This window comes from Paraburkholderia sp. D15 (assembly GCF_029910215.1).
Lineage (GTDB): Bacteria > Pseudomonadota > Gammaproteobacteria > Burkholderiales > Burkholderiaceae > Paraburkholderia.
The window spans coordinates 2,173,408-2,197,652 of the sequence record NZ_CP110395.1 but is presented as its reverse complement, the minus strand read 5'-3'; the positions used below and the strand labels follow the sequence as shown (position 1 = coordinate 2,197,652).

The window sequence follows — 24,245 nt, the reverse complement described above, 5'->3', positions numbered from 1 at the left end:
AGTTAAACCCATCACGCTTCCTGTCGTTCGTCGTCAAGGTCGTCTTCCGCCTCGTCGTCCGGCTCTTCATGATCGTAAGCATCCTCAATCGCATGCCAGTCACCGCCACCGATTTCGCACTTCAATTTCGTTGACGCAGGGGTGTGAACGGTCGCCGTTGCGCCATCCAGCAGGCCGCCTTGCTGCTGAAGCGTTCCGTCGGGCAGGTAAATGCGATACGTCTGGGCCTCGAGCGTTTCGCCTACCCCCAGATTTGCGACGACCGATGACACGTCGAATGTCTGCGTATAGTCATGGGTCAGGTTCTGCGGCAATGTGCTGACCGGGAGCGGCGGGATCGCGTAGCGCATGCTCGCCGGTCCACTGAACGAATGCTGCGCCCCCTTGAACTCGACGGTCCCCGGAGCGTGCCCGCGGATATTGCCACCTTCAAGCGTGATCGATGCGCCGCCCGCTGTGAGCACAAGTTTTCCACCCGCCGCAATCTCGATGTCTCCCTGTGCCAATAGCTTGAGGACGGCTTTCGCGATCACCTCGACATTGGCATCGTGAGACTGAATCTGGACGGGTCCCTTGCTGAATAGCCTGATCGCCGTCTGCGAGAACATCCCGATCGCCTTGGCCGCATTGACGATGAACGCCCCCGCCGACCCTATGTGAGTATTCAGGCCGCTGATCAGATTGATATGACGGTCCGCTGTCATGTGCAACGAGTCTTGCGTCGACGTTCCGATGCCGAACGGGCTGGCGAGTAACAGGACGGCCTTCTTGAACGCATTCGCGCTGCCTGTTCCACCACCTGCGGTACGCCCGCCTTTAGCGTCAGGCGTTTCCGACTGCTGGCTGGCGTCCGTAAATTGCTTGAGCGAATCGTGGCTGTCTTTCAGGCTATCTGCGCGGTGTTGAACGCCCACGTCAGAGAGCGTTTCAATGACGCTCCCGGCTCCGATCAATTGCCCTTGTGCTTCCTTGATGTCGAGCTGGTCATCGTTATGCGCCTTCGGGTGCGTCCCGATGTACGCGCCGCGATTCGCCCGGATGCCGAGGTATTCATCCGTGTGCAGCAACGCCCCTTTACCGAGGTATCGACCGCGAGAATTGTTGTTGCCTGCATGGTCGATCAAAACACCCTGGTGATACAAGCTGTAGCTATTCCCGACCTTGCCGGTGTAAGTCGTCAGCCGCGTAGCGCCCTGGTGCGTCGAATCGTCGTGCACGAACGCATTGTATGCACCGCTCCTGCCGAATCCGCTCGACATCAGCCCCGACAGTAGAACGTTGGTATGCCACTGCGGCGGTGTCGTTTGGGACGGTAGGCGCCCGAGGACATACGGTCGGTCGCAATCTCCCTGGAAATAGTCGACCAGCACCCATTCGTCTTTGCGCGGCACGTGAACGCCACCGTATCCGTATCCCGTATCCGCCTGCATCACCAGCAACGGCGGCGACGTCTGCGTCAGATCGGTGCCGCCACGCTGGTCCCACGGATAGATCACGTAGATACGATTACGCTCGTCGGCCCATGCCTCTTCGTTGTCCGGTCCGTTCACGAGCGCGTGTTCGGCATGCATCAGCGGCTTCTGATGCTCGAATGGACTGCGGTACTCGACATTGGTCCGCTGTGCTTCCACCTTGACGAGATAGACGCCGGCCACACCGTCGACGGGATTGGCTCGCGAGCCGAACTGACTGCCGTGGTCCCGGCGCAGATCGGAGAACATGCCTTGCAGACTCAGCGGATAGGTTGCCGCGTGGCTGGATAGCGGCACATTGTTTTCTATGAACCACTCCGCCTCGACGATCATGAATTCCCGAAGCTTCGGATCGTTCGTCATGTGCCGCGTGTGATGTTCGAGCGTGAAGCGCGATCCAGTATCGAGCCACCGCACCCCGCCGACGCCGATGTATCGGCGCGCGGCGGATGTCCACGCCTCGGTGCGACTGGAAGCGCGTCGGCACCCGTCGTCGCTGGTTGGGTAGGCATACGACAGGGCTTCGCGCACGACCATGGGCGCATACGGAACGCCGCGCTTCACCTGCTGCCGTCGATTTTCCACGACGTACGTGCTTGCGCTGTCGCCCAGGTCGCTGCGCACAGAATAGTCGTGCTTCGGATTCTTGTAATTAAACGAAGTCGTTTCATAGGCGAGACTCTGCGCTGTCTGCGTCACAGCCCATTGCGAAAATCCGTCTACCTCGTCGCCGGTCGACCGGTGGGAAAACTCGATCGGTTTCGCTTCAGGCAGCGCCGATAACCGGTCCACAATGACAAGCGTTGTCACGCGCGGGTCGTCTTCGTACTGTACCGGCGCGTGCTCGAAATAGAAGTACCACCCTTCGTCCTCCAGAATCCGGTGGAAGAAGTTCAGATCCGTATCGCTTTGCCGCGTGTACGAACGCTCGCGCGGCTCGGCCGACAAATCGAAGCGGACACGGCCGGCCAATTGCGGATAGGTGCCGAGCAGGTCGAAGAGAATTTCACGCGCGCTCTTATTAAACCAGTGATCGTCCTTTCTCGCCTTGCCGAGAAAGAAAAGTGCCGATTCAAATTCGATTTGATAGACGGTCAGATTTCCATCTTGCCCAAGTGTATGGAATTTGTGAACAAATCCATGAATCGGGCGATAGGTCGATTCGGCAAACGGTTTTGAGATCTGCTGGATGAACAGCGTGACCGGCTGGTGTTCTAACTCGAGGTTATCGATATCGTCACGCAACGATACGACGTCGACCACCCAGCAGTAGCCTCTTCCAACCTTCGACCATCCTTTTGCGCGTACCGGGATGAGCGTCTGCGCGCCTAACGGGGACCGGAACATGAGAAGTCGCTCATGCTGCATCAAACCCCGATGTATCGATTCGTAGAGCGTGGTCGCCTTCAATGTGGCGGGATCGACGGATGGTCGAAGCACCATTTCTTTTTCCTTGCCTGTCAGGTTCGACTGCCCAGGAAACGACACCATGGACGGTCGGCTATTGCGAGAGCAAATCGCGCCCGTGATTCTATCGAGAATTGAACAGACGAACTGCTCGAAATGGCGGTTTCGAATATATTGATAGCCGATTTATCCCCAATGAATAAAGCGCAATGCTTTTTGAATTATTCTCCGTCAGTTCCCCGCTTTGCCGATGCTTTTGGCGGCAAGCAGTCTGGATGCCGACGTATGTCCGCGACTGTCGGGCGCGATGTCCGGTTTCCGATAAGCGCCTGCGCTATCGTCGTGAGCTTGCCGTGACGAAAAAGCCGGCATGATCGTCCGCGGACGACAGACGAAAAAAAGGGCGTTCAACGCCCTTGCGACACCCTCAAATCACCGTTGTTCGCGTCGCCTGGCCTATTGAAGGCCGAGCGTGTCATCAACCTTTGTAATTCTCCACGCGTTCGCCCGCTTGCCTAGAAAGACCACGACGCTGATTCTGTCGGTCGAGCCGAACGTAACGGCGACGACAGCAACGTCACCCAGCATCACGGTTGGATGCGTCGCGATGTTGTTCGCCCAGTCTTTATCGTCGTCCTGAACTTTGGTGAAGTAATCGCTGTCACCTGGAAGCCGGTTGTGGCGATAGTCATCGCGCAGTTTGTCTACTGTGCTTTTCGCCACGTAGGTGTAGATGTTCTTGTCGAGCAGCGGAAACCGGGCCTCTGACTGCACCTTGAAATACCAGGAATAAAACGCTTTCGTGGTTTCTGCTGGCGTCGATGCGTCCGCAAGCGCCGACCGGGAGAAAACCACAGCACTAGCGATCAACAAAACTGCGACCGCAAGCGTCGTTAATTTTTTCATTTGCGTCTCAGTTGTACCGTTTCCCGCATCTTGCCATTTTTAAACGGGTGCAGCCGCACCCCAGCCCCCGCAAGCCACCCAGCGTTCGATCTTTTTCGGCTTTAACACCTTTGTTAATCCGGAAACCCCGCCGGATTCGTCTCCGACCGCTCAATCCCCTCCCCCTCCAGCCCCCACCTACCCAACGCCGCCCGATACTGCCCGCCACGAATCAACGCATTCGTCGCCGCGGTCAACACCGGCGCAAGCCCCACCCCTTTACGCGTCGCGATCGCGACATCGGCCTTGAACGGCCAACCCGCGTTGACCGTGCCGACCTCACGCATCTGCCCCTGCGTTTGCGCTTCATACGCGAGCGGCGCATGCGGATTAAAAATCGCATCCGCGCGCCCCGACAGCAACGCAAGCCGCGCCGACGCCGCATCGTCGAAATACAGCAACGTGGCGGCCTTCACGCCTTGAGCCGCGTTGCGCCGGTTCCATTCGAGCAGGATGCGCTCCTGGATCGCCCCCGACCCGGTGATGATGCGCAGTCCCGCGATATCGCGTGGCTCGCGGATCGACTTGATCGCACTGCCGGCGCTCACGTAGAACCCATGCAGACCAAGCCGATAAGTCGTGAAGTCGAACTTGCGCTTGCGCTGCTCGGTCACGCCGACGTTCGAGATCACCGCGTCGTAGCGGCCTGACGTCAATCCGAGCGGCCAGTCCGGCCACGCGATCGGCACCAGTTGCAAACGCAGACCAAGCGCATCCGCGACCAGTTGCGCGTAGTCCGGATCCGAGCCGACCACGCTCGATGCATCGGTCGCATAGGTGGCGATCGGCGGCGCAAACGGCGCGATCGCCACCGTCAACGCGCCGGGCGTGACGAAGCGGTAGTCGCCGAGCGCATGCAGCGCATCGGCATCCTTCGGCGCGCGAACGCGTCCCTTCTGCTGCGGACTGAAGTCGAACGTTTGCGTCGCGGCCCGCGCACTGCCGGCGGTCCAGAGAAGCGGTAACGCGGCGAGCGCGGCAGCCTCGAACAGAAAAGCGCGACGGGAATCAGGCAACGCGCTGGCGGCATGTCGTCGTTTGGTTGGGGTCATACGTGTCGTACGTGTCATCGCTTCAAAGCACCTCTCACAGCACCTTCGACAGAAACTCGCGCGTGCGCGGATGCGTTGGCTTACCCAGCACATTCGCGGGCGGCCCGGATTCGACGACGCGTCCGCCGTCCATGAACACGATCGTGTCGGCCACTTCCCGCGCGAAGCCGATCTCGTGCGTGACGATGATCAGTGTCGTGCCGGATTGCGCAAGCTGTCGGATCACGTCGAGCACTTCGTTGACAAGTTCGGGATCGAGCGCCGAAGTCGGTTCGTCGAACAGCAGCACCTTCGGCTTCAGTGCGAGCGCGCGGGCAATCGCCACGCGTTGCTGCTGCCCGCCGGACAGTTGACGCGGCCATGCCTCGGCCTTATCGGCAAGCCCGACACGCGCGAGCAGCACGCGCGCTTCCGCTTCGGCCTGCGCTCGCGGCACGCCGGCCGCGAGCGGCGCTTCGATCACGTTGTCGAGCACGCTCAGATGCGCGAACAGGTTGAAGCTCTGGAACACCATGCCGACATCCGCGCGACGCCGCCGCAGAATGTCCCTCTCCTTCAGCTCGTACAGCGTGCGGCCATCGCGGCGGTAACCCACCAGCTCACCGTCGATATCGATGAAACCGTCGTCCACGCGTTCGAGATGGTTGATCGTGCGCAGCAGCGTCGATTTGCCGGAGCCGGATTGCCCGAGAATCACCGTGACACTGCCCGACGGGAACGACAGCGACAGATTGTCGAGCACCTTCAGCGAGCCAAAACTCTTCGACAGATTGTGAATGCCGACCCGTCCGCCGACTCGCCGCTGCGCCCAACCGGTCGCTTGCGTATTGGCTTCATTGCGTGCTTGAAGCGCTTCAAGCGTTTGCATCGCCCGACGCTCCCGGCGCCCCGCCCTCCACCGCCCGACCAGCGCGCTCAACGGCGACGCCCTCACCTGCTCGCGCGTCGCGCCGCGCGCGAAATATCGTTCGATATGCACCTGCAACGCCGACAGCACGGTGAGAATCACCAGATACCAGACAGTCGCGACCATCAGCAGCGGAATCACTTCCAGGTTGCGGTGATAGATGATCTGCACCGTGTAGAACAGATCGGGCATCGCGAGGATATACACCACCGACGTGCCCTTCGCGAGGCCGATCACGTCGTTGAACGCGGCCGGCAGAATCGCGCGCATCGCCTGCGGCAACACGATGCGGCGCACCTGCCGTCCGCCCGGCAAGCCGAGCGCGGCGGCGGCCTCGCGCTGCCCCTGATCGACCGAGAGCAGCCCGCCGCGAATCGCTTCGGCCGAGAACGCCGCGTGATTCAGCGTGAGCCCCAACACCGCGGCGAAAAACGGGCTGATCAGATCCGTGGTCGATTGATTCAGCAGCACGAGGTGCGTGAACGGTACGCCGATCCAGATCGTTTCGTACAGGTAGCCGAGGTTGTTCAACAACAGCAGCAACACGATCAGCGGAATCGAACGGAACAGCCAGATGAACGTCCACGCGCAACCAGCAAGCAATGGCGAACCGGACACGCGCGCGAGCGCGAGCGGTGTCGCGAGTGCGAAGCCGAACAGCGAACCGAGCGTGGTCAATGCCAGCGTGCGCAACAGTCCCGACAGCACCGGTTCGGCGAAAAACCACTGCACGAAGACGCCCCAGCCCCAGCGCGGATTGCCGAGCACGGAATTCAGCACGAGGCCGATCAGCACGATCGCCAGCACCGTACCCGCCGTTCGCGCATGGTGCCGCGCCGGCACGATCCGGTAATGCGCGTAGTCGTGGCTGCCGTTCTCGTCGCGTGCGTGACTGGCGTGACTGGCGTGACTGGCGTGACTGGCGTGACCCGCGTGACCGGCCGGGCTTGCATGCGGAACATGTGGCGCATGTGCTGCGTGGACGCCGGTGGGAAACTGCGTGGTGGTATCGCTCATGATGCTGTCCTCCTGCGTCGCGCGCCGTGGTGGTTCATGCCGTTTCCGCGGCCGCGTAGCGGCTTTCCCGTCGCGGTAAACCAAGGTGATCGCGCAGCGTCGCGCCGGTCAGCGTGCGGCTATAACGGCCGCGTGCTTCGAGCGCCGGCACCACGTGACGCACGAAATCGTCGAGCCCTTCGGCCTGCACCGGGAAGCCAAGAATGAAACCGTCCGCCGCGCCCGCGTCGAACCAGCGGATCAGTTCGTCGGCGATCGTGTCGCCCGTGCCGATGAACTGCGTCTTCGGCGTCGCGACTTCGAGCGCGACCTCGCGCAGCGTCGATCCCTTGCGCTTCGCTTCGCGCTTGATGCGCTCGGTGGTCGAACGGAAACTGTTCGCGCCAAGCTCGCCGAGTTCGGGGAACGGCGCATCGAGCGGGTATTGCGTGAAGTCGTGGTGCTCGAAGTAACGGCCGAGATAGGCAAGCGCGTCCTCGACGGTCAGCAGATCACGGATCGCCCGGTACTTCGCCTCCGCTTCTTCAAGCGTCGCGCCGACGATCGGGCCGATGCCGGGAAAAATCTTCACGTCGGTGGCCGCGCGGCCATGATCGAGCGCGCTCTGCCGGACCTTCTGCGCGAACGCTTTCGTTTCGTCGAGCGACGGCGAATGCGTGAACACCGCGTCCGCGTATTTGCCGGCCAGTGCAATGCCCGAGTCCGACGAGCCAGCCTGGAAGATCACCGGCTGCCCCTGCGGCGAGCGCTGAATGTTCAGCGGTCCGGCCACTTCGAAGAAACGGCCTTTGTGATCGAGCGTGTGCAGCTTGTCGCGGTCGAAGAAACGGCCGCTAGCGCGCTCGCGCACGAACGCGTCGTCGTCCCAGCTATCCCACAGACCCTGCACGACATCGAGGTATTCGTCGGCGATTTCGTAACGTAGTTCGTGATCGGGATGCTCGCCGCCGTAGTTCTTCGCGGAGCCTTCGAGCGGCGATGTCACCACGTTCCACCCTGCCCGCCCGCCGCTGATCAGATCCAGCGACGCGAACTGCCGCGCCACCGTGAACGGATGGCTGTACGAGGTCGACAGCGTGCCGGCCAGACCGATCTTCGTGGTCGAGGCCGCGAGCGCCGAGAGGATCGAGATCGGCTCGAAACGATTCAGAAAATGGGGAATCGATTTCGCGTTGATGTACAGACCGTCGGCGACGAACGCGAACGCGATGCCGTTCGCTTCCGCCTTCTGCACGATGCCGGTGACGAAATCGAGGTTGACGCTGGCATCCGCGGGGCCGGCAGGATGGCGCCACGAATTCATGTGGCCGCCCGCGCCTTGCAGCATGAGGCCGAAAGAGAGGTGTCGCTGGGTCATGGTGGGGTCCGTCGAAGTGTCGGTGTCGGAAAGTCGAGGAATCGCGAAATCGGGGAATCGGGGAATCGAAATGTCGGCTAGCGGGATGCGCACAGATCAGCGGCGCAGTGCGCGTGAAATCAAACGCGCGCCGTCTGCCGCGCGCCCGCCAGCGCCAACGCCTCCACCGACGCAAGCCGCAGCGCGTAATCCACGACCGGAATGTCGATCACGAACTCCTCGATGCCGTAGCGTTCGTGCAAGGTTTCGAATTCCGCGTGCACGTCGTCGGCGGTGCCGGTGATCACGTGGGGCCGGAGTTCGTCGAGCCGGTAGTCGGTCACGCCCATCTGCCGCGCGAATTCCGCGGCCAGCTCGACGCTCGACAGATTCACGCTCTGGCCGGTCGCGAGCCGCACCTTGAACACGCGCAGCGCGCCGACGTGATGCTGGGCCGCTTCCTTCGACTGCGCGGCGAACGCATACACAGCCAGTAGCGGCGCGCGGCCCGTCGCGTTGCGATACGTGTCGAGCGAGCGTTCGATGTTCGCCTCGTCGCCGTTCAGATGCCCGGCGTAGCAGAACTGCCAGTCGTGCCACGCGGCAAGCGCCGCGCTCTCCGGACTGCCGCCGAGCAGAATGCGCTGCGGCGGCTCGGGCGGCAGCGGCAACGCGACGGCGCCCGCCAGCGGATGATCCTCGTCCACACCCCATTTCAGGAACGCGTCGAGTTCGGCGAGCTGATGCGCGAAATCGGGCTTCTTCGTTTTGTCGTGAAACCATTGCAGCGCGCGCGTGGTGAGCGGCAATCCGCCCGGCGCCTTGCCGATGCCGAGATCGACGCGATCCGGCGCCAGCGAAGCGAGCACACGAAACGACTCCGCAACCTTGAACGGGCTGTAGTGTTGCAGCATCACCCCGCCCGAACCGACCCGAATCCGCGACGTATGCGCGAGCAGATGCGAGATCACGATCTCGGGCGCCGAACTCGCGAGCTTCGGCGAGCCGTGATGCTCGGCGATCCAGTAACGCCGGTAACCGAGCGCTTCCGCGCGTTGCGCGAGATGCACCGTGAAGCGCAACGCGTCATGCGCCGTCTTGCCATCGGCGATGGGACTTTTGTCGAGAATCGAAAGTGAATAGGACATAGCGAGGCCTCCTGGTGCACCGCCAGGTACATGAAGAAAAACCGGTGAACATGCGTGGAAGGTTTGCGGCGCTAAGGCTTCTGCCCGAGCGGTTCGGCACGGCGCAGATCGTTCAGCGAGTCGATCGCGCCCGGCGTCAGCAGGTCCTTACCGAACGGCAGGCGAAAATGAATCTCCGGCGCAATGGCCCGGTCGAACAGTTCCTCGTAACCGCTGCTTGCATAGAGACCGGCCGCTTCCGGCTGCCTGAAACCCGTGGTCAGATAGACGCGCTGGTAACCCTGGCGCAACGCGCGCGCCTCGAGCTCTTCCACCACGCGTCGAGCGAGTCCCTGACGGCGTTCGCTTGCATGCGTCCAGATCCGCTTGAGCTCGGCGGTCACCGCGTCATAGCGCTTGAACGCGCCACCGCCGACGGTCCGCCCCTCGCGCACCACCACGATGAATGCCCCCTCGGGTGGCGCGAATAGCGCGGGCGGATAACGCAGCATTTCCTCGGTCGCCGACGCCGCGCTGTCCTTGCGGAACTCGCGATAACGCGTGGCGTATTCGAGGCTCAACGCATCCAGCAACGGCTGGGCGATGGGATCGAGCGGCGTCGTGTCGATAATCTCGTAGGTCATGGCGAATGCGCGAAACGTGCGTACCGTAGGCTCTTTTAAAGAAGATATCAGCCCGGTCGCGCGGCGCGAACCAAACATTTGATGAATGGTTATTCCACGATCAAAGGTTATTTAAACAAGCAGCGTTATCGGCGCTATAGCCGCGTAATGCGCCTTGTAAGGCGACTTGTCACGCCGCTTCATCAAACCGGTTCGGCGAGATGAAACAGACAGTCGCCGCGCTCCACGGCGGCCGGCACCCGCTTGCAGACCACCTGGCCGCTCGCCGCAAAGTGCGCGACGACCGGCTCACGCAACGGCGTATCGGGGAAGTGAATACGCGCGGCGGGCTGCCCGGCTTCGACCCAGTCGCTAGGTTCGACGAGCGGTTCGTACACGCCGCGCTCGTACGCGTACACGTAGTCGCGCGAGCCCGTGACGCTGAAAAAACGCGTGACGGCAGGCGGCTCGTGCGGGACGAGCGGCCCGTCGAGCACGCCGATGAAACCGAGCAGATGCAGCAGCCCTTGCCGTGCGTCGCGCAGCAGCTTTGGCTGCACCGTGCCGCCCCCGCCGAGTTCCGCGAGGATCGACACCGCGCCTTGACGGCGCGCCGCGCTCGCCGCATGCAGCGGATTCTCCCGATGCAGAAACGCGCGCGGCAAGCCGAACGCGGCGAGCAGCGCCTTGAGCCGTTCCTCTTCGACGGGATCGCGTGGCTCGATCGCGAGCAGATTCGCGCCGTCGTAGAGCAGCGAACTGCCGCCCGAATGCAGATCGATCAGATACTGCGCGCGGGTCAGGAGCCGGGTTTCGATGTAGTCGGCAATCGCCTGGGTCGGCGTGCCTTGTGGATCACCAGGAAAACTGCGGTTCAGGTTACCGCCGTCGAGCGGCGAGGTCCGCAGGCCGGCCGCGGCGGCGGGGAAATTCGCCATCGGCAGGAAAATCAGTTGTCCGCGCACCCATTGCGGGTCGATCTCGCGGATCAGGCTGGACACCAGTACCTGACCTTCGTATTCGTCGCCGTGATTGCCGCCCATCAGCAGCACGACGGGGCCGTCGCCGTTGCGGATCGAGGCGATCGGAACCGGAATCCAGCCGTACGCGGAGCGATGCACCGAATGCGGCAAGCGCAGATAGCCGACGTGGCGTCCGTCGGCGTCCAGATCGATTTCGCTGTGCAGGAGAGTCATGGGGGCCTCGGCGCGGTGGTCGCAGGTTCATCGCGGGATCATCGCGGGTCCGGTTCGGGCAAGACGGAAACGCGCGATCGAAAGAGGACTACGTTACCCCGTTTCCCGTGTCAGCGTGAACCAGGCATTGCTGATTTGCATTCCCGTCGCGGCGTCAAACCTCGGCTGACCCAGCCGTATGCGGATCGACACGGCGCCGCGTACGCATCCACGCGAGCAAGGTCCGCCCCTGCCCGGCCGCGAACCAGCGCGCGTGATCGAGCAGATAGGTCGTGTAGGCGACTTCGCCGTCAGCGGGTGCGTGCAGAATGCCATCGAAGTACGCGAGCTCGGACAGCGCGAACTCGGTATGGACGATCGGCAGCAACGCGCACAGCGCGGCATACGCAACATCGCTCAGCGGACTCAGCGATTCGTAGCCGTTGAGCAGTGCATCGATCTGATCGGTGTACACGGGATGCGTGCCGCCTTCACCGAACGACAGCCACTCGATCGTATTGCGCTCGATTGCCAACGCGAGGTCGTACACCGCGCAGGTGCGATCCGACAGGCCGAAGTCGAGCACTGTGCGCACCTGCGCATCCGGCGCGTCGGCGCTCCATAGCAGGTTCGACGCGTGCCAGTCGCCGTGCGTCCACAACGGTTCGAGCGCGGGCAGCAACGGCGCCAGCGCCGCGTGAAACGGCGCGATGCAGGCGGCGATATCGGCGCGCCACGGGCGGGTGGCCAGCGCTTGCGCGAGCAACGGTTGCGCGCCGATCCACGCATCGAGCGCGTCGTCCAGGCGCGCGGCGCCGATGACGCGAAAACTCTGCATCAATGGCCGGATGGTGCGTTCAGGCGCCATGTAATCCGCCGACGCGCGATGCAACCGCGCCAACGCGCGGCCCGCCGCATACGCGTGCGAAGCGTGCGAGAACGGACTCCACGAATGCGAGTCGCGATACAGATCGACGCCGGCCGCGAGGGCATGCACTTCGTAGGTCCAGTCGTCGACGCGCAATGCGGTGGCGCCGGTGAGCGTGCACAGCACGTCCGTGACCGGCACGCCGCGCGACTGCAGATGCGCGATGAAGCGATGCTCTTCGTGCAGACCTTCGACGTCGCGAATCGATACGTGATGACGTTTGACGAACAGCGTGTCGCCGTTCGCGGTATCGACGAGCGCGCCCGATGCGAACTGCCGCGGACTATGCCAGCAAAGCGATGCAATGGGGCCCAGCGGCGTGCCGTTTTCAGCGCCGTGGTCTGGCGGATCGCGGCGAGCTGGATAGTCGGCACGTCCACGATGACGGAACCCGGCGAGCACCGCGCCGACTTCCTCGTGCGTCATCAGCGGCCAGTCGCGTTCTTCTTCCACGCCGCCGACGCCGAACTGTTTCGGCGCGACCGGCTCACGCGCCACAGCGGACGCTTCGTCAATGCCTTGTCCGTCGATCGACGTCGTGCGTTTTTCCGTGTTCATCGAAACAATCCGCGAAAGAAAGCGGCGCGTAACCACCCGTTCATCACAGCGCCGCCGCTTCGCCGCGCGCGGCTTGCGCGTCGTCGCGGCCGATCGCGCGGCTCCAGTCGCGCCAGCCGATCACCGCGAGGCCGATGAACAACGCGTACAAACCAGCCGTCGGGTAAAGACCCTTGAACAGAAACATGCCCACATACACCACGTTGACCACCGACCAGACCCACCACGACGCGATATAACGACGTGCGGTCCAGTACTGCGCGACGAGGCTGAACGAAGTCAGCGTGGCATCGACGTAGGGCAACGCGGCGTCGGTGAAATGCGCCATCAGCGAGCCGAGCGCGGCGCTGCATACCAGTGCGAACGCGAAACCCGGCAGCAATGCGCGTAACGGTACCACGCGCACTTTCACGGCGCCGGTGTCGGTATCGGTCGCACTCACGCTCACGCTGGCGAAGGCGCCTTCGTCCTCGGCAGGGTGTGCCTGACCGCCATGCTCGCTGCCCGGCCGCTGCGCATCAACCCGCCGCGCCTTTCCGTCCGCCTGACTGCGTTGCGCGATCCAGCGCCACCAGCCATACACCTGCAACAGCGCGAACGCGCCTTGCAGCAGCATGTCGGAATACAGTTTCGCGTCGTAGAAAATCCAGCCGTACAACGCGACCGACGCGAGGCCCACCGGCCAGCACGACATGTAACGTCGTGCCGTCAGCCAGATCGCGAGTGCGCTGACGATCACGCCGGTGATTTCGAGTGCGGACATGAAGCAACCTCTAGAAGTCGTAAGTCAGCGACAGACGCGCGGTGCGTGGCGCGCCGAGGAACAGATACGCGTCGCCCTGCTGCTCGCCGGCGTCCTGCCAGTAGTACTTGTTGAACAGGTTATCCACGGCCAGACGTACGACGGTTTTATGGCCGCCGAGTTTCGTCGTATAGCTCGCGCCGAGGTTGAACACGAAATACGCGGGCACGCTCGCGCTGCCCTCCTCGTTCGCGTTCTTGCTGCCCACGTAATTCACGCCGCCCAGCAGATGCAGCCCGGCGACGCCCGGCATCGCGTAGTCCGCGTACATCGTCGCGCTCAGACGCGGCACGTTGATCACCTGGTGCCCTTCGTACGCAGGCGAACCGGAGTCGTAAGCCCGCGCGCGAATCGCGGCGAGACTTGCGCTCAGCGTCAGACGCTCGGTCGCGCGACCGGACGCGCCGAGCTCGATGCCCTGATGCCGCTCGGTGCCGTGCTGCACGAACGTGTAACCCGCATCCGACGAATCGGGCTGCGCGAACTCGAACGGTTTGTCGATGGAAAACACCGAGGCCGTGAGACTCAGCCGATTCTGCCAGTCGTACTTCGCGCCCGCCTCGACCTGGTGCGACTCGATCGGCGGCAGGAACGCGTACGCATTGCTGGCCCGCACCGGCGCCTGGTCGCCGAGCGACAGCGCCTTGCTGTACGACACGTACAACGACAACGGCTGAACCGGTTTGTAGACGAGTGCCGCCTGCGGGAGAAATACGGTTTTGTCGGTTCCGGTTTCCGGACCGCCCATGCTGGTCCAGCTCTTCTGCCGGAGCATCAACTCGCGGCCGCCCGCCAGAATCTGCCACTGATCGTTCAGCGTGATGCGATCCACGCCGAAGACCGCGTACTGATGCGCGTCCAGTTGCGGGAACGACGCGCTGGTCGAATTCGGCGACGGCGGGAACGCCTGCGCCGGGCCATCGATGTTTTCCGAGCCGATGTAGTCGTACACCGCGTTGGACAGATCGACCACGCGACGCTGCACGCTCGCGCCGAATGTCAGTTCGTGGCGGATCGCGCCGGTCGAGAACTTGCCGGTGAGCACCGCTTTCAGTTCGTCGTTGCGGCGGTATTCGCCGGGGCTGCGGAAATCGTAGACGTCGTAGTCGCCGGTCGAGCTAAAAAAATACGGCGACGTGCCGCCCGCGCCGCAACTCGACACGTAATAGCAGCCGTACGCGAAGGCGACGTTGTCGTCGATCATCGTGTGGCTGCGGCCGGCTGCGATATAGCCCTGCCACGCGTCGTTGAACTGGTAATCGAAACGCGCGTTCAGGTTGAGCGCGTCGGTGGTGAGCGGCTTGGTCCAGCTTTGTCCGCCGAGCAGCGTCGATGCCGATGCGGCCGGCGGCACCACCGTGCCGCCCAGCAACTGGTATCCGGACACCGAGCGTTGAATCAACTGCTGAAATTCCGCGTCGAATTGCAGCGACGCGCGCGGGTTGATGTTCCAGTCCGCCGCGATCGAACCGAAGGTGCGCCGGCCGTTCGCGCCGTCCACGTACGAGTGGATATTCTCCTTCGCGGCGTTGATGCGAATGCCGAACTGGTCGTCGACACCGAAGCGGTGGCCGAGGTCCACCGCTGCCGAGGTCGAGCCGCGGCTATCGACGCTGGTCGTGACGCTCGCGACGTCGATCGGCCGCTTGGTGACGAAGTTGATGACGCCGCCCGGGGCGATCACGCCGGCGTCGATGCCGGCAAGGCCTTTCAGGATCTCGACCTGTTCCTTGTTTTCCAGCGCGACGTTCTGCTCGCCGGAGATGGTCAGGCCGTCGATGCGGATCGCGCTGGCGAGATCGATCGGAAAGCCGCGAATCTCGAAGCCCTGGTAGTAGCCGACCGGCGCGTAAGCGTTGCCCACGGATGCATCGTTGCGCACCACGTCGCTCAGGAGCCGGGCCTGCTGGTCGTCGAGCATCGCGCGGTTCACGACACTGACCGAGGCGGGCGTGTCGCGCAACGGCGCGTCGTCGATGCCCGTGACCGATGCGGTGGACGTGCGGAAGGTCGTGCTGCGCGCGCCGTCGACGGTGACGGTCGGGAGTTGGGTGCTGGCGCTTGCGTCGGACGTCTGGTCGGCGGTTGCAGCGGTAGCGGTTGCCGCGCCATGGGCGGCTTGCGACCACGCAGGCTGGCTGGTCAACAACGTGGTGGCCATCGCCACGCCGAGCGTGGAGCGCTTCAAAGGGAACGTCGCGGGCAAACCGGCGCGGCCCGTGGGACGGGTGGATCGTGTGCTTGTCATAGTGTTGTTATCGGTTCCGCCGTCTGGCCGCGCTGTTTAACGGCTTGAACCGCCCGGACGCCTGACGCGCCTTGAGCGAACCTTACGCGACGCTAACGGGAGACGTGACGTTGCGGCGGAACCTTGTCGATGTCGGTCGATCGGTGCGGCGCGCGACCGCGCACAATGGCGGCTGCCTTGCGCGCCGTTTAACGCTGACGCTCCGAAGGACCTTGAATACTGCGTTGCTGGCGAAGGGACGGATTCCACCACGACCCCGCGCGCCGGTCAAATGGGATCGGCGAATTCCGGCGATAAGCGGGGGTTGCGCGACGTTCGGGTGCGCCAGATTGCGGGAAAGGCTTGCGGGATAGGTTGAGTTCAGGTATGCAACTCGCCGGCGCGAGTCGAAGCAACTTTACATCGGGCTAATGGCACGGTAAAACACGCCGTTGAAGAAGGTTACTGGGAAGCGCAGGTAAAAGCGTCGATAAAAAACGACGCGCGATAAAAACCACGATAAGAACGAAAGGCCAACGGGTGAAGGACCTTAGAAAGCAATTGCAGCAGGAAGCGTTCGAAGAACAGGGGTTGCGCTCGTTCAGCAGGAATGTCAACGCGCCCAGCCGCAAGAAACGCCGGATGACCATCACGGAGCGGATCTGCTATCTCCTGGCTTTTCTGTGCGCGCTGGTGCTCGCGGGCATGACGGCAATCCATTTCATGCCGGACCCGCCCGCGAATATCATGCAGCAGGATCAATGATCCTGCGTTGCTGGCCGGTGATGCGTTGGGTGAGGCGTTGGGTGATGCGTTGGGTGATGCGTCACGCAGTGCAGGTCAATTGCTCGCCGCCTCGAGCGAATCGTTCGCGAGCGCCATCCGTTCATTGATCCAACTGAAAACGATCGCCCTCGCCGCCTGTTGCGCGTCCTGCTCCGATAGACCGCGCTGCTCGCGCAGCCACTTCGCCGTCGTCGTCTGCACGTCGGGCAGTACTTTAAGCGCGGCCTGACGCTGGGCATCCGGCCAGTCCTTGCTATCGCGCCAGGCGCGAAGATCGCCGGTGGAATCTTGCGCGTTCTTGCGCATGGCGGGTTTCAGAAAGTCTCGCGGCGACAGCGTGGCGCGCAGCTCCAGCACGGAGAAGCTCGCATACGACGCGAAACGGATCGTGCCGCCCTGGCTGCCGATCGCTTCCATCAGCGGCTGGAACGCGTCGTTCAGACGCTTCCACGCCGGTTGTTCGAAAAGATTCCCGGCCGGTTGGCAGACCGGCGCGCTGCCGTCGCGACTCGATCCGTATAGCCCGCCCATCGCGTCGTAAGCCGCATCGCCCTGGCGCGCGAACACGAAGCAATGCACATAAGGACGTGCGCCGCCATAGTCCGCGCGTTCGATCTGCATTCGCAGCAGCGTCAATACCTTCTGGTCACGGCTTAACTTCGGGTCGTTCTCGACGTCCTGAAGCACCGATTGCGCGAACGTGTCGTCCGACAGCGCGTTGACGGCGATTTTGTGGCGCGCCTGTGCTTCCGAGCCGGTGACTGCCGCCGTGGGCTCGAATTGATGCAGATAGACGAGCCACGCGGATGCGAGACCGCCGCGATATGCACGTAGACGCGTAGCGGCATCGGCGGGTTTTGAAGGGATGTCGGCAATCGCGCTATCCAGTGCTTTAGCGCCGTTGTCGCTGAGTGTCTGCAGCGCTTTCAGGCGACCCGACATGCTGCTTTTCAGGCAATCGCGTTCGTTGGCTGCCTGGGATTCACATGTATTGCGTTCGGTCAGCCAGTTGCGTTGAGCAGTGCGTGTGTTCGTTGCTTCGTCCGCGGTCAGGTTGGTTAGTGTCTCCTGATATTGCTGGCCGAGTTGTTCGTCGAGTGCGTTGAGCGACTTGTCGGCACAGATCGTCTTCTCGACGTTGGACGCGGCTTTCGCGCAATCGAATGACGCGCCGAAAGCGTGGGAGGCGCATAGCAGCATGGCGATGCAGGCGGCGTGGTGTCGCATGGGGTGAACCTTTTGTTGGTCAGTCGAGAATTTGAATTTTGCAGGGTTGCGGCGGGCAGCATGCAGTTACGGCAAGTCAACTATCCGTATTGATTCGATAACCGTCGAACAGTGAATAGCGTGGTCTCTCCAACCGCGAAGCCCTGCCAATCGTTGCTAATGCATAGCGCAATGTGCCTATACTTGCCACTTTGCTTGTCGACAAAGTGATGGAACGTGACGCTCTCGTAGAAATAGAACTTGGTGACATCACATCTATGAAGCAACTGCACGAAAGATTGATGACGCAGTTGAATTTTCCCGACTGGTACGGAAGGAACTGGAACGCGTTCTGGGACGCTATCACCGCGCTTGTGGAAATGCCGCTTGTTCTCCGGTTGAAGAACTGGTCGGACTTCGAGAGCCGATTTCCCTTCGACGCGGAATTGATGTCAGGCTGTCTAGAAAACATCGCGCAAAAGTATCCAAACCTCGCACCATGTGTCGAGTACGTCGCATAGTCGGCATTCGCTTGGTAGAAGCCGCTCACCATCCGCCTCCTCTCGCACTGACTTGCTCAGTTCGATTGTCGACGGCGTGTGTCGATCCGTCTGACATCTCTTCATAGTCGATCTTGGCCCGACACCCGTCCGGTCACCGCCTCGTCCGGCGAGAGCGAAACCAAACCCTGCTTTCACGTGTAAAGAGAAGCGCAGAGGCAGCGCCAAGCATCAGGAAGACTGCCGTGCCCGTATCGGCATGCAGTTTGACTGAGTGCATGAAGCGAAGGACAGATAGACCACCGAACGCTACGAGTATCGCAAGACGGCCGAGGGCACGTTTTTGCCCGATGAGTGCCATGATGTATAGGCCGAAACCGAGTTGTGCCAGCAGGACCGCTTCTATGAGGATGCTTGTGATGATGGGTTGTCTCCAGGTCGGAGACGGAATTGTTTTCTGAAGGCTCGCTAAAAACATCGCATAAGCACCCCATACCGCTGAAACAAGAAAAATCGCGGCTTTTATCGATGCTGGCGTTTGTGTCCACCAGACTGCCGCCTTACTCTTCGCATGGTTCCATTTGTCCAAGGTATCCCCCGACGAGCTGATACTGGCGATGGTACCCGAGTGTCGGTGACGAATGGTGATGGGAGCGTTTGCGCGTGGCGGTGTCCACTCAAACCAATCCGAAGAGCAGCGCGGCAATAACCTCGATCGCCGAATCGGTCGAATATCGGCGCGGTCCGACGAAGTTCGTCGACGCGACGCCCGGCTCGCCCGGTGGCCGGGCGTACCTCGGCTCTAACGCGAAACGAATCGCGTACCGAACCGAATCAAAACCCACCCATCCCGATGCCGCCAGGTACCACCGTGTAATGCCCAATCGTCGCGCCGATGCCGCCGGGTCCGACGGTGTAGTTCGCACGATCGCCTTGCTGTGCCGTCGACCCTCCGCAGATGTTTTTCCCCATGGGCGACAGGCAGGGATCGGGCTTGCTGTTGCCCAACGCGCTGCCAGTGGCATTGGCAATCGCATTGTTGCGGGCCATCGCGCTTGCGTTGAATTTTTCCATCGCCTTGTTTCTCGCTTCGATCAACGCATTCATTTTCTTCGCCCAGATAGGGCCTTTTACCTGATCGTGAGCCGCAATGAGTTGCTGACCTTCCGGAATCATTTTTCCAATCTGGAGATCGTAGGAAATGACTTCTTTCGGCATTCGACCGGCTCTCACCGACGCGCGGTCGCTATCCGTCACCTTGTCCCAATCGGCCGTAGTCAGCGATGTATTGGAAGAGGCGGTGGCCCGGTTTTGCGCGGGAACCATACAGCCGGCCAGCGCGCTCGCGATGAGAACGGCCGAGAGGGATTGGATCGCTATGGCTTTCATCGTTCTTTTCCGAAGATGCGGCGTCGCCATACCGCGCGACGTCGCCCCTGTCATTGATCAGGTCGAATCTCATCGGTCCGGACATGCGCCGTTTCCTGCGGACTCCCGCAGTCCCGGATGAGAAATGATGGTGATGAAATTGTAGAGTGGCACCCCGGCAACAAGGGTGTCGATCCGTTCCTAAATAGGTGGACTTGTGTCTCGGGTGACAGTGTGAAGATGGTAAAAACCAGAACTTCGAACGCACATCGATTAACGGGGTACGCCCCAAGGCACGTTCCACCCGGCGGGACGATCCGCGCCATCGCGGCGCCCGCCAAGCGAGGGATCCGATGAATGCCGGGCGCGCTCCAGGGTTTCGCTCGGAGTGTGTCCAAACTCCGCCTTGAACGACCTGTAAAAATGTTTTTCGTCGGGAAATCCGTGACTCCACGCAATCTCCGCGATGCGTCGCCGCGGCAGGCTGAAATCGGCAAGCACACGATAAGCCCGTCGCAAGCGCTTGCGCTGGATCTGTCGCATGACACCGCCGGCGCCTTCGAATAACTGATACAGCCTGGCGCGCGACAGGCCGATACTTCGACAGATCCGCTCAGGCGTGAGATCGGGATCGAGCAGATGAACGTCGATGTAACGCAGCACGCTGGCTCTCAACGCATTGCGGATCGGACTCTCCGCTTCGCGCACCGTGTCATCCGTAGGCGACACGGCGGCCGTCACCAGTTGCAGCGTGGACTGAACGACATGCTGAACGTCCTGCGGCCGCAAATCCGGCAGATTGCGGAACAGCGACAACAGATGATCGCCCAGCAGCCGGCCTATGCCGCTGGAGAGCGTCTGCCCATGCAGATTGCCGGCACCACGCGGCATGAAATCCCGCGGGACCACCAGCGAAATGCCGCCGCCCGGTTTGATCTCGTACTCGTGGGGCTGCGCGGCATCCGACAAGCACAGATCGCCCGCGCCTCGGCGCGATTGAACGTTCTCCGAGCGAAACAGATTTCTGCCGCCCGTCAGCAGCATCAGATAGAAGAAGTCCTGTCCATCGGTCCGGATACGCCGTTCGGTTCGATGCATCTCGTACACCAGCGAGTCTTCCTGATGCAACCAGCGTCGCCCCGAAAGAATCAGCGGGCCGAGCGTCGCCGCTGATGACTCCATCGCAAACGCGGCGGAATTTCCATCCTTCAACCGGCTGTCGCAGTGACTTCCCTCCATCCAGAGGTGAAACCGGTCTGCCTCGGGTAAGTCGAGCGTTGACGACTTGAAAGTGGGAACGGTATCCATTCATCGACGGCGCGTTGTCTTGGGTACGCGCTCCAGAGAGGTCATTCTTCAGGGGGCTCGGTGGATTCTACGCCCTGCTGACTGGGGCCCTTTCGCGTGGACGGTTCGAACACGTTGCAGATTGTCGGTACATTGGAGCAGGTGCATGTTCGAGCCGAGGCAGGTCATACGTCGACAGTATCGTAAGCCATTCCATGCGAATTGAAGGTGGCGTGGTGTCTACCCCAAGGTGGATGTGCGTTTTAATAAACATGGGTTGATCGCCACACGCTCGATTTTTTGCGTGCTGGCTAAAGACCAACGCGACGCGCCATGGCACATTGATCAACCGATCAGAATTGCAACGTCGTCCCACGCAAATACGATGTTTTGTGATCGCCAGATCGGTCCCGGATCGGTGTATTCACCTACTTGCTGGCCGTTTAACTTTCCGTAAAACGCGATTGCGGGTGCATTTCCCTTGACGACGCTTAAAGCGACTCCCTGACAATGTATGCTCCTCAAGTGGGTCGCAAGTCGTGCCAGCAACGCGCGGCCAATGCCCCTGCGCTTGAAGTCGGGGTCGACATAGAGGGACTTGATCTCTCCACGCCCCTTGAATATCGCATCCGAAGACCGGGCAGCGGCCCCTATGCCGACTATTGTTCCGTCGACTTCGGCAATAAGCACCATCTGACTGTTGTCGTTTGAAGATAGCTTCTCCGTCCACATCTTGCCGCGATGTTGTTCGTCTAGCGCGGCGTATGCTTCCGTGGGCGCGAGATCGCGGTAAGTATGCCGCCAGACCTTGACATGGAAATCGGCAATCATTTGCGCATCACCAATGTTTGCCGATCTGATGGATATTGCAGTCATTTGAGGATCACTTTATGGCTCTGGAATAGGACTAGTGGACGCGGGTGCATGCGAGGAATTGTCACCGATGTGCGTCGCAACGTCGAACGTCTTAATGTGGTCGAACTGAGCCCTACGACGACCGGCTCTGATCGACCCGAAGCAGTCTGTCGCAACTCTCCGGAGCGGACGCTCAACTGACCTTCGTCGGGTATAAATCAACGGCAATAACCGGCACAATTCCTTGTGAGGTATGGAGGACATACGATTCAAGGCCATCCACGTCGGGAACGATTCGAACGATCAAGTCACTCTCCAAGGTCAGCGTCAGCACTTTCTGTTCGTCGAAATTGGCGTCGACGACAAGTTGATTCAAGCAGCGCTGCAGACTGCCACTGGACTGCGGGGAACTCGCGTCGCCGATGATTTCGTCTTCCGAGTGTTGTAAAGAAAAGCCGCATTGGATCAAAATCCATCCGCTTCCACTATCACGGCATCCGCGGCCAAACTCCATCGAAACTGACGCTGGATTAATGCCGACCCCCGTAATCTCACTTCCGATAATCTCTGCGAGATCGCGTTTGCTAATCATAAGTAACTGTACGTTTAGTCGCTCTGGATAATGTGCGCATCATGAGAGAATTCGTGCGCCTTCAGAATCGGCCCAACCGTTTTGACCAGCAGGGCGACATGCCGTGCGGTCATGTAAATCGACGCCCGGCTACCGTCCAACGCCACCTCGTCTCCGTCAAGTTGACCCGCCTCCGCAGCCTTCGCGGCGGCATCCAGTTCGTCCTCAAGATCATGCAGTCGCGTCAAGTCGCGGTTGCCGTAGTTCACGACAATTTCAACCTGGCTCCCCTTGACGACATTGTCCGCCCAGCTTCGAGTCGTAGAAAGGGAAAGCGAGAGAGACACGACAATTGGAATCAGCGAAACACGTCTCATACGTTGGCGGCTTGTTCGATTGCAGCTCTTATCCATTTGCGTTTAAGATGTACGGAGCGGAGCGTTGATTGTCACCGTTCATGGTGTGGATGTCGAACGTCCCTTCCTGTCCGCCAGCAGCCGAAAATCTACTCGGTTCCGTCAACCGCTGACGCGGCGAGCACAGAATCTTTGTACACACTCGCGTCGAAGAAAAACGGTCCAAACGCGTCAAGTCTCTTCAAGTCAGATTCACCTGTCTGGTAGGCGAAACTTTCCCATACGTAGGCTTCGTGATCGCGCCGCACAACGACCGAATATGCGCCGCAAGCGATGTCGCCGCACTCCGGACAGATGTAGATTAGTACGCGCTTTTCACTTTCCGCCGAAACGTCAATGAGCATCGAAGACGTGCGCTCGCATTCCTTCGCGTAACCAGTCACGAAGCATCCCATGAAATCGGCGTGTCCCCCGGTACTTTCAACCAGCATTTCCAGCAACGACTGTCCGTCTATCAAAAAGTCCGCAGACGTTCGTTCTGTGCGGGAGGCGCCCCCCGCCACGATTGCGGGTCGATGCAGTCTGCGATGTCCAAGCACGTTCATGTTCGTTCGTGGAATAGGTTTGACTTGCCGAGATTGTTACGGATTAAGGAGCCTGTGTCGAACGGCTAATCACGGGCGAAGCCGGTGCTGTCGCGAGTTTCCTCGCCCGGCAAGTGATCCGTGGCGGAACTCATCCACGGATTTGTAAGGTAAGCGTTAGTAATGCAGTTAGTGCAACCAAAGCGCTCAGTGCCGTGACTGAAGAAGTTTCAAATGTTCCCGACAATGGTGATCGGAATTGCTAATTCCGCGTTGAGATGACATCGACTATCAGCCAACTTTCGCAAGGAACCACGAGCCACGCATCCTAACGTGCCCCCATAATAATGTCAGCCGACAGATCACAGCACGATATAGCTACAGCGTCGACTGTCGCCAATCTTGACGAGTTAGTCGAACGTCTTTTCATGAGCCGTTCACCGACTGACGGGCTACTAGAAGTTGCGATCGCGGAAACCCAATGCATACACTCGTGAAGCCCGCGACCGCTAATGGCTGTATGACACAATCGAATTATTTGTACTGACGGCACCATCGCATGACAACCACCCAAACTGCAGGCACCGCCGCTCAAACCAATCCGTTGACAGCGTCCTTCCCCGCCGAACTTCGCTCCGAAGTGACCATCGTCACGGATTTGATTCGACCCAGTGCAGCGACCCATCCCGGTTCGTCGGTCGTTGTTCGAGGTGAATCACTCAATATTCCATATCGAATTCACCACGATTGCGACGACACGCTATTCCTTGGACTGAACGAGGTTCAGGCGGCGATCTATGCGTGTGCACTGACGAGGCACCACGACGGACATGTACGCCAACGCCATGTCGAGCGGCTGGTCACTTCGCCCGAACCTTGGGTTGCACCGTTCGTCGTACACCTCTGCGGTGAGTATGTCGTCGAAATTCTCGCCGTGATCGAAGCGAGCTTGCCGTCAATGGATCAACACGTTTACGGGGTGTTCTTTCAGGAAAACCCGACGTTCTTGAAGCGAACGCATGATCGGATGGTGAGTTATTGGGATTGCTACTATCGCTGGCTTTACAAGCGAAAAACCGACTATGTTGGGTTTCGGATATTCGAGCAATTCGATGCATGGCGTGTTTCTGCCTGACAGGCGAGATCGCCTTGGTTG

At 60.9% G+C, this 24,245-nt stretch carries 22 protein-coding genes; 3 read left to right on the top strand and 19 right to left on the bottom strand.

Going from position 1 to position 24,245, the window contains the following annotated elements; genetic code table 11:
* Nucleotides 1–11: 11 nt before the first annotated feature.
* The 11 genes from LFL96_RS09465 to LFL96_RS09415 form a co-directional block, all read right to left on the bottom strand.
* Nucleotides 12–2,963, bottom strand: a complete 2,952-nt coding sequence (locus LFL96_RS09465; RefSeq protein WP_281000468.1) for a type VI secretion system Vgr family protein — start codon at nucleotides 2,961–2,963, stop codon at nucleotides 12–14.
* Between the two features lie 372 nt (nucleotides 2,964–3,335).
* Nucleotides 3,336–3,785, bottom strand: a complete 450-nt coding sequence (locus LFL96_RS09460) for a DUF3828 domain-containing protein (protein WP_281000466.1) — start codon at nucleotides 3,783–3,785, stop codon at nucleotides 3,336–3,338.
* Nucleotides 3,786–3,898: 113 nt separating this feature from the next.
* Nucleotides 3,899–4,876 carry an ABC transporter substrate-binding protein gene (locus LFL96_RS09455; RefSeq protein WP_281000464.1) on the bottom strand — a complete coding sequence of 326 codons (978 nt, stop codon included), beginning with the start codon at nucleotides 4,874–4,876 and terminating at the stop codon, nucleotides 3,899–3,901.
* Between the two features lie 34 nt (nucleotides 4,877–4,910).
* The gene (locus LFL96_RS09450; RefSeq protein ID WP_281000462.1) at nucleotides 4,911–6,800 is read right to left on the bottom strand and encodes an amino acid ABC transporter permease/ATP-binding protein; all 1,890 of its coding nucleotides are present in this window, start codon (nucleotides 6,798–6,800) and stop codon (nucleotides 4,911–4,913) included.
* Between the two features lie 34 nt (nucleotides 6,801–6,834).
* Entirely contained in the window at nucleotides 6,835–8,157 is a 1,323-nt protein-coding gene (locus LFL96_RS09445) for an LLM class flavin-dependent oxidoreductase (RefSeq protein WP_281000460.1), read from the bottom strand.
* A gap of 119 nt (nucleotides 8,158–8,276) precedes the next feature.
* A complete protein-coding gene (locus LFL96_RS09440; RefSeq protein WP_281000458.1) occupies nucleotides 8,277–9,284 on the bottom strand; it encodes an LLM class flavin-dependent oxidoreductase in 1,008 nt (335 codons plus the stop codon).
* Between the two features lie 71 nt (nucleotides 9,285–9,355).
* Nucleotides 9,356–9,907 (bottom strand): GNAT family N-acetyltransferase, encoded by a 552-nt coding sequence (locus tag LFL96_RS09435; protein WP_281000456.1) that lies wholly within the window; start codon nucleotides 9,905–9,907, stop codon nucleotides 9,356–9,358.
* Between the two features lie 182 nt (nucleotides 9,908–10,089).
* A complete protein-coding gene (locus LFL96_RS09430) occupies nucleotides 10,090–11,082 on the bottom strand; it encodes a succinylglutamate desuccinylase/aspartoacylase family protein (protein WP_281000454.1) in 993 nt (330 codons plus the stop codon).
* Between the two features lie 154 nt (nucleotides 11,083–11,236).
* Nucleotides 11,237–12,547: a phosphotransferase gene (locus LFL96_RS09425; protein WP_281000453.1), complete on the bottom strand. Its 1,311-nt coding sequence runs from the start codon at nucleotides 12,545–12,547 to the stop codon at nucleotides 11,237–11,239.
* 43 nt (nucleotides 12,548–12,590) lie between these two features.
* On the bottom strand, nucleotides 12,591–13,310 hold the full coding sequence (gene pnuC, locus LFL96_RS09420; RefSeq protein ID WP_281000451.1) for a nicotinamide riboside transporter PnuC: 720 nt from the start codon (nucleotides 13,308–13,310) through the stop codon (nucleotides 12,591–12,593).
* A 10-nt stretch (nucleotides 13,311–13,320) separates the two neighbouring features.
* Complete coding sequence (locus tag LFL96_RS09415) at nucleotides 13,321–15,510, bottom strand: TonB-dependent siderophore receptor (RefSeq protein ID WP_281000656.1); 2,190 nt, start codon at nucleotides 15,508–15,510, stop codon at nucleotides 13,321–13,323.
* Nucleotides 15,511–16,137: 627 nt separating this feature from the next.
* Here LFL96_RS09415 and LFL96_RS09410 point away from each other — a divergent pair.
* Complete coding sequence (locus tag LFL96_RS09410) at nucleotides 16,138–16,341, top strand: hypothetical protein (protein ID WP_281000449.1); 204 nt, start codon at nucleotides 16,138–16,140, stop codon at nucleotides 16,339–16,341.
* A 75-nt stretch (nucleotides 16,342–16,416) separates the two neighbouring features.
* On the opposite strand, the gene LFL96_RS09405 is transcribed toward LFL96_RS09410, so the two are convergent.
* Complete coding sequence (locus LFL96_RS09405) at nucleotides 16,417–17,589, bottom strand: lysozyme inhibitor LprI family protein (protein ID WP_281000447.1); 1,173 nt, start codon at nucleotides 17,587–17,589, stop codon at nucleotides 16,417–16,419.
* Nucleotides 17,590–17,798: 209 nt separating this feature from the next.
* On the opposite strand from LFL96_RS09405, the gene LFL96_RS09400 reads away from it, so the two are divergent.
* Nucleotides 17,799–18,089 carry a barstar family protein gene (locus tag LFL96_RS09400; protein WP_281000445.1) on the top strand — a complete coding sequence of 97 codons (291 nt, stop codon included), beginning with the start codon at nucleotides 17,799–17,801 and terminating at the stop codon, nucleotides 18,087–18,089.
* Between the two features lie 133 nt (nucleotides 18,090–18,222).
* Here LFL96_RS09400 and LFL96_RS09395 read toward each other — a convergent pair whose 3' ends face one another.
* From LFL96_RS09395 to LFL96_RS09365, 7 genes are all read right to left on the bottom strand, one after another.
* Nucleotides 18,223–18,657: a hypothetical protein gene (locus tag LFL96_RS09395; RefSeq protein ID WP_281000443.1), complete on the bottom strand. Its 435-nt coding sequence runs from the start codon at nucleotides 18,655–18,657 to the stop codon at nucleotides 18,223–18,225.
* Nucleotides 18,658–18,902: 245 nt separating this feature from the next.
* On the bottom strand, nucleotides 18,903–19,457 hold the full coding sequence (locus LFL96_RS09390; protein ID WP_281000442.1) for a hypothetical protein: 555 nt from the start codon (nucleotides 19,455–19,457) through the stop codon (nucleotides 18,903–18,905).
* A gap of 252 nt (nucleotides 19,458–19,709) precedes the next feature.
* Nucleotides 19,710–20,618, bottom strand: a complete 909-nt coding sequence (locus LFL96_RS09385; RefSeq protein ID WP_281000441.1) for a helix-turn-helix domain-containing protein — start codon at nucleotides 20,616–20,618, stop codon at nucleotides 19,710–19,712.
* A 450-nt stretch (nucleotides 20,619–21,068) separates the two neighbouring features.
* Nucleotides 21,069–21,599 carry a GNAT family N-acetyltransferase gene (locus LFL96_RS09380; protein ID WP_281000440.1) on the bottom strand — a complete coding sequence of 177 codons (531 nt, stop codon included), beginning with the start codon at nucleotides 21,597–21,599 and terminating at the stop codon, nucleotides 21,069–21,071.
* A 172-nt stretch (nucleotides 21,600–21,771) separates the two neighbouring features.
* Nucleotides 21,772–22,170 carry a hypothetical protein gene (locus tag LFL96_RS09375; protein WP_281000439.1) on the bottom strand — a complete coding sequence of 133 codons (399 nt, stop codon included), beginning with the start codon at nucleotides 22,168–22,170 and terminating at the stop codon, nucleotides 21,772–21,774.
* Nucleotides 22,171–22,184: 14 nt separating this feature from the next.
* Nucleotides 22,185–22,526: a hypothetical protein gene (locus LFL96_RS09370; RefSeq protein ID WP_281000438.1), complete on the bottom strand. Its 342-nt coding sequence runs from the start codon at nucleotides 22,524–22,526 to the stop codon at nucleotides 22,185–22,187.
* Nucleotides 22,527–22,654: 128 nt separating this feature from the next.
* Complete coding sequence (locus LFL96_RS09365) at nucleotides 22,655–23,110, bottom strand: hypothetical protein (protein WP_281000437.1); 456 nt, start codon at nucleotides 23,108–23,110, stop codon at nucleotides 22,655–22,657.
* A 538-nt stretch (nucleotides 23,111–23,648) separates the two neighbouring features.
* On the opposite strand from LFL96_RS09365, the gene LFL96_RS09360 reads away from it, so the two are divergent.
* Nucleotides 23,649–24,224: a hypothetical protein gene (locus tag LFL96_RS09360; protein WP_281000435.1), complete on the top strand. Its 576-nt coding sequence runs from the start codon at nucleotides 23,649–23,651 to the stop codon at nucleotides 24,222–24,224.
* The last annotated feature ends 21 nt before the right edge of the window (nucleotides 24,225–24,245 follow it).

Coding starts and splice junctions, on each gene's coding strand:
- LFL96_RS09360 (WP_281000435.1), top strand. CDS start 23,649: ATGACAACCACCCAAACTGCAGGCACCGCCGCTCAAACCAATCCGTTG.
- LFL96_RS09390 (WP_281000442.1), bottom strand. CDS start 19,457: ATGAAAGCCATAGCGATCCAATCCCTCTCGGCCGTTCTCATCGCGAGC.
- LFL96_RS09430 (WP_281000454.1), bottom strand. CDS start 11,082: ATGACTCTCCTGCACAGCGAAATCGATCTGGACGCCGACGGACGCCAC.
- LFL96_RS09435 (WP_281000456.1), bottom strand. CDS start 9,907: ATGACCTACGAGATTATCGACACGACGCCGCTCGATCCCATCGCCCAG.
- LFL96_RS09450 (WP_281000462.1), bottom strand. CDS start 6,800: ATGAGCGATACCACCACGCAGTTTCCCACCGGCGTCCACGCAGCACAT.
- LFL96_RS09370 (WP_281000438.1), bottom strand. CDS start 22,526: ATGAGACGTGTTTCGCTGATTCCAATTGTCGTGTCTCTCTCGCTTTCC.
- LFL96_RS09460 (WP_281000466.1), bottom strand. CDS start 3,785: ATGAAAAAATTAACGACGCTTGCGGTCGCAGTTTTGTTGATCGCTAGT.
- LFL96_RS09440 (WP_281000458.1), bottom strand. CDS start 9,284: ATGTCCTATTCACTTTCGATTCTCGACAAAAGTCCCATCGCCGATGGC.
- LFL96_RS09380 (WP_281000440.1), bottom strand. CDS start 21,599: ATGACTGCAATATCCATCAGATCGGCAAACATTGGTGATGCGCAAATG.
- LFL96_RS09375 (WP_281000439.1), bottom strand. CDS start 22,170: ATGATTAGCAAACGCGATCTCGCAGAGATTATCGGAAGTGAGATTACG.
- LFL96_RS09465 (WP_281000468.1), bottom strand. CDS start 2,963: ATGGTGTCGTTTCCTGGGCAGTCGAACCTGACAGGCAAGGAAAAAGAA.
- LFL96_RS09400 (WP_281000445.1), top strand. CDS start 17,799: ATGGAACGTGACGCTCTCGTAGAAATAGAACTTGGTGACATCACATCT.
- LFL96_RS09445 (WP_281000460.1), bottom strand. CDS start 8,157: ATGACCCAGCGACACCTCTCTTTCGGCCTCATGCTGCAAGGCGCGGGC.
- LFL96_RS09385 (WP_281000441.1), bottom strand. CDS start 20,618: ATGGAGTCATCAGCGGCGACGCTCGGCCCGCTGATTCTTTCGGGGCGA.
- LFL96_RS09455 (WP_281000464.1), bottom strand. CDS start 4,876: ATGACCCCAACCAAACGACGACATGCCGCCAGCGCGTTGCCTGATTCC.
- pnuC (WP_281000451.1), bottom strand. CDS start 13,310: ATGTCCGCACTCGAAATCACCGGCGTGATCGTCAGCGCACTCGCGATC.
- LFL96_RS09405 (WP_281000447.1), bottom strand. CDS start 17,589: ATGCGACACCACGCCGCCTGCATCGCCATGCTGCTATGCGCCTCCCAC.
- LFL96_RS09365 (WP_281000437.1), bottom strand. CDS start 23,110: ATGAACGTGCTTGGACATCGCAGACTGCATCGACCCGCAATCGTGGCG.
- LFL96_RS09415 (WP_281000656.1), bottom strand. CDS start 15,510: ATGGCCACCACGTTGTTGACCAGCCAGCCTGCGTGGTCGCAAGCCGCC.
- LFL96_RS09425 (WP_281000453.1), bottom strand. CDS start 12,547: ATGAACACGGAAAAACGCACGACGTCGATCGACGGACAAGGCATTGAC.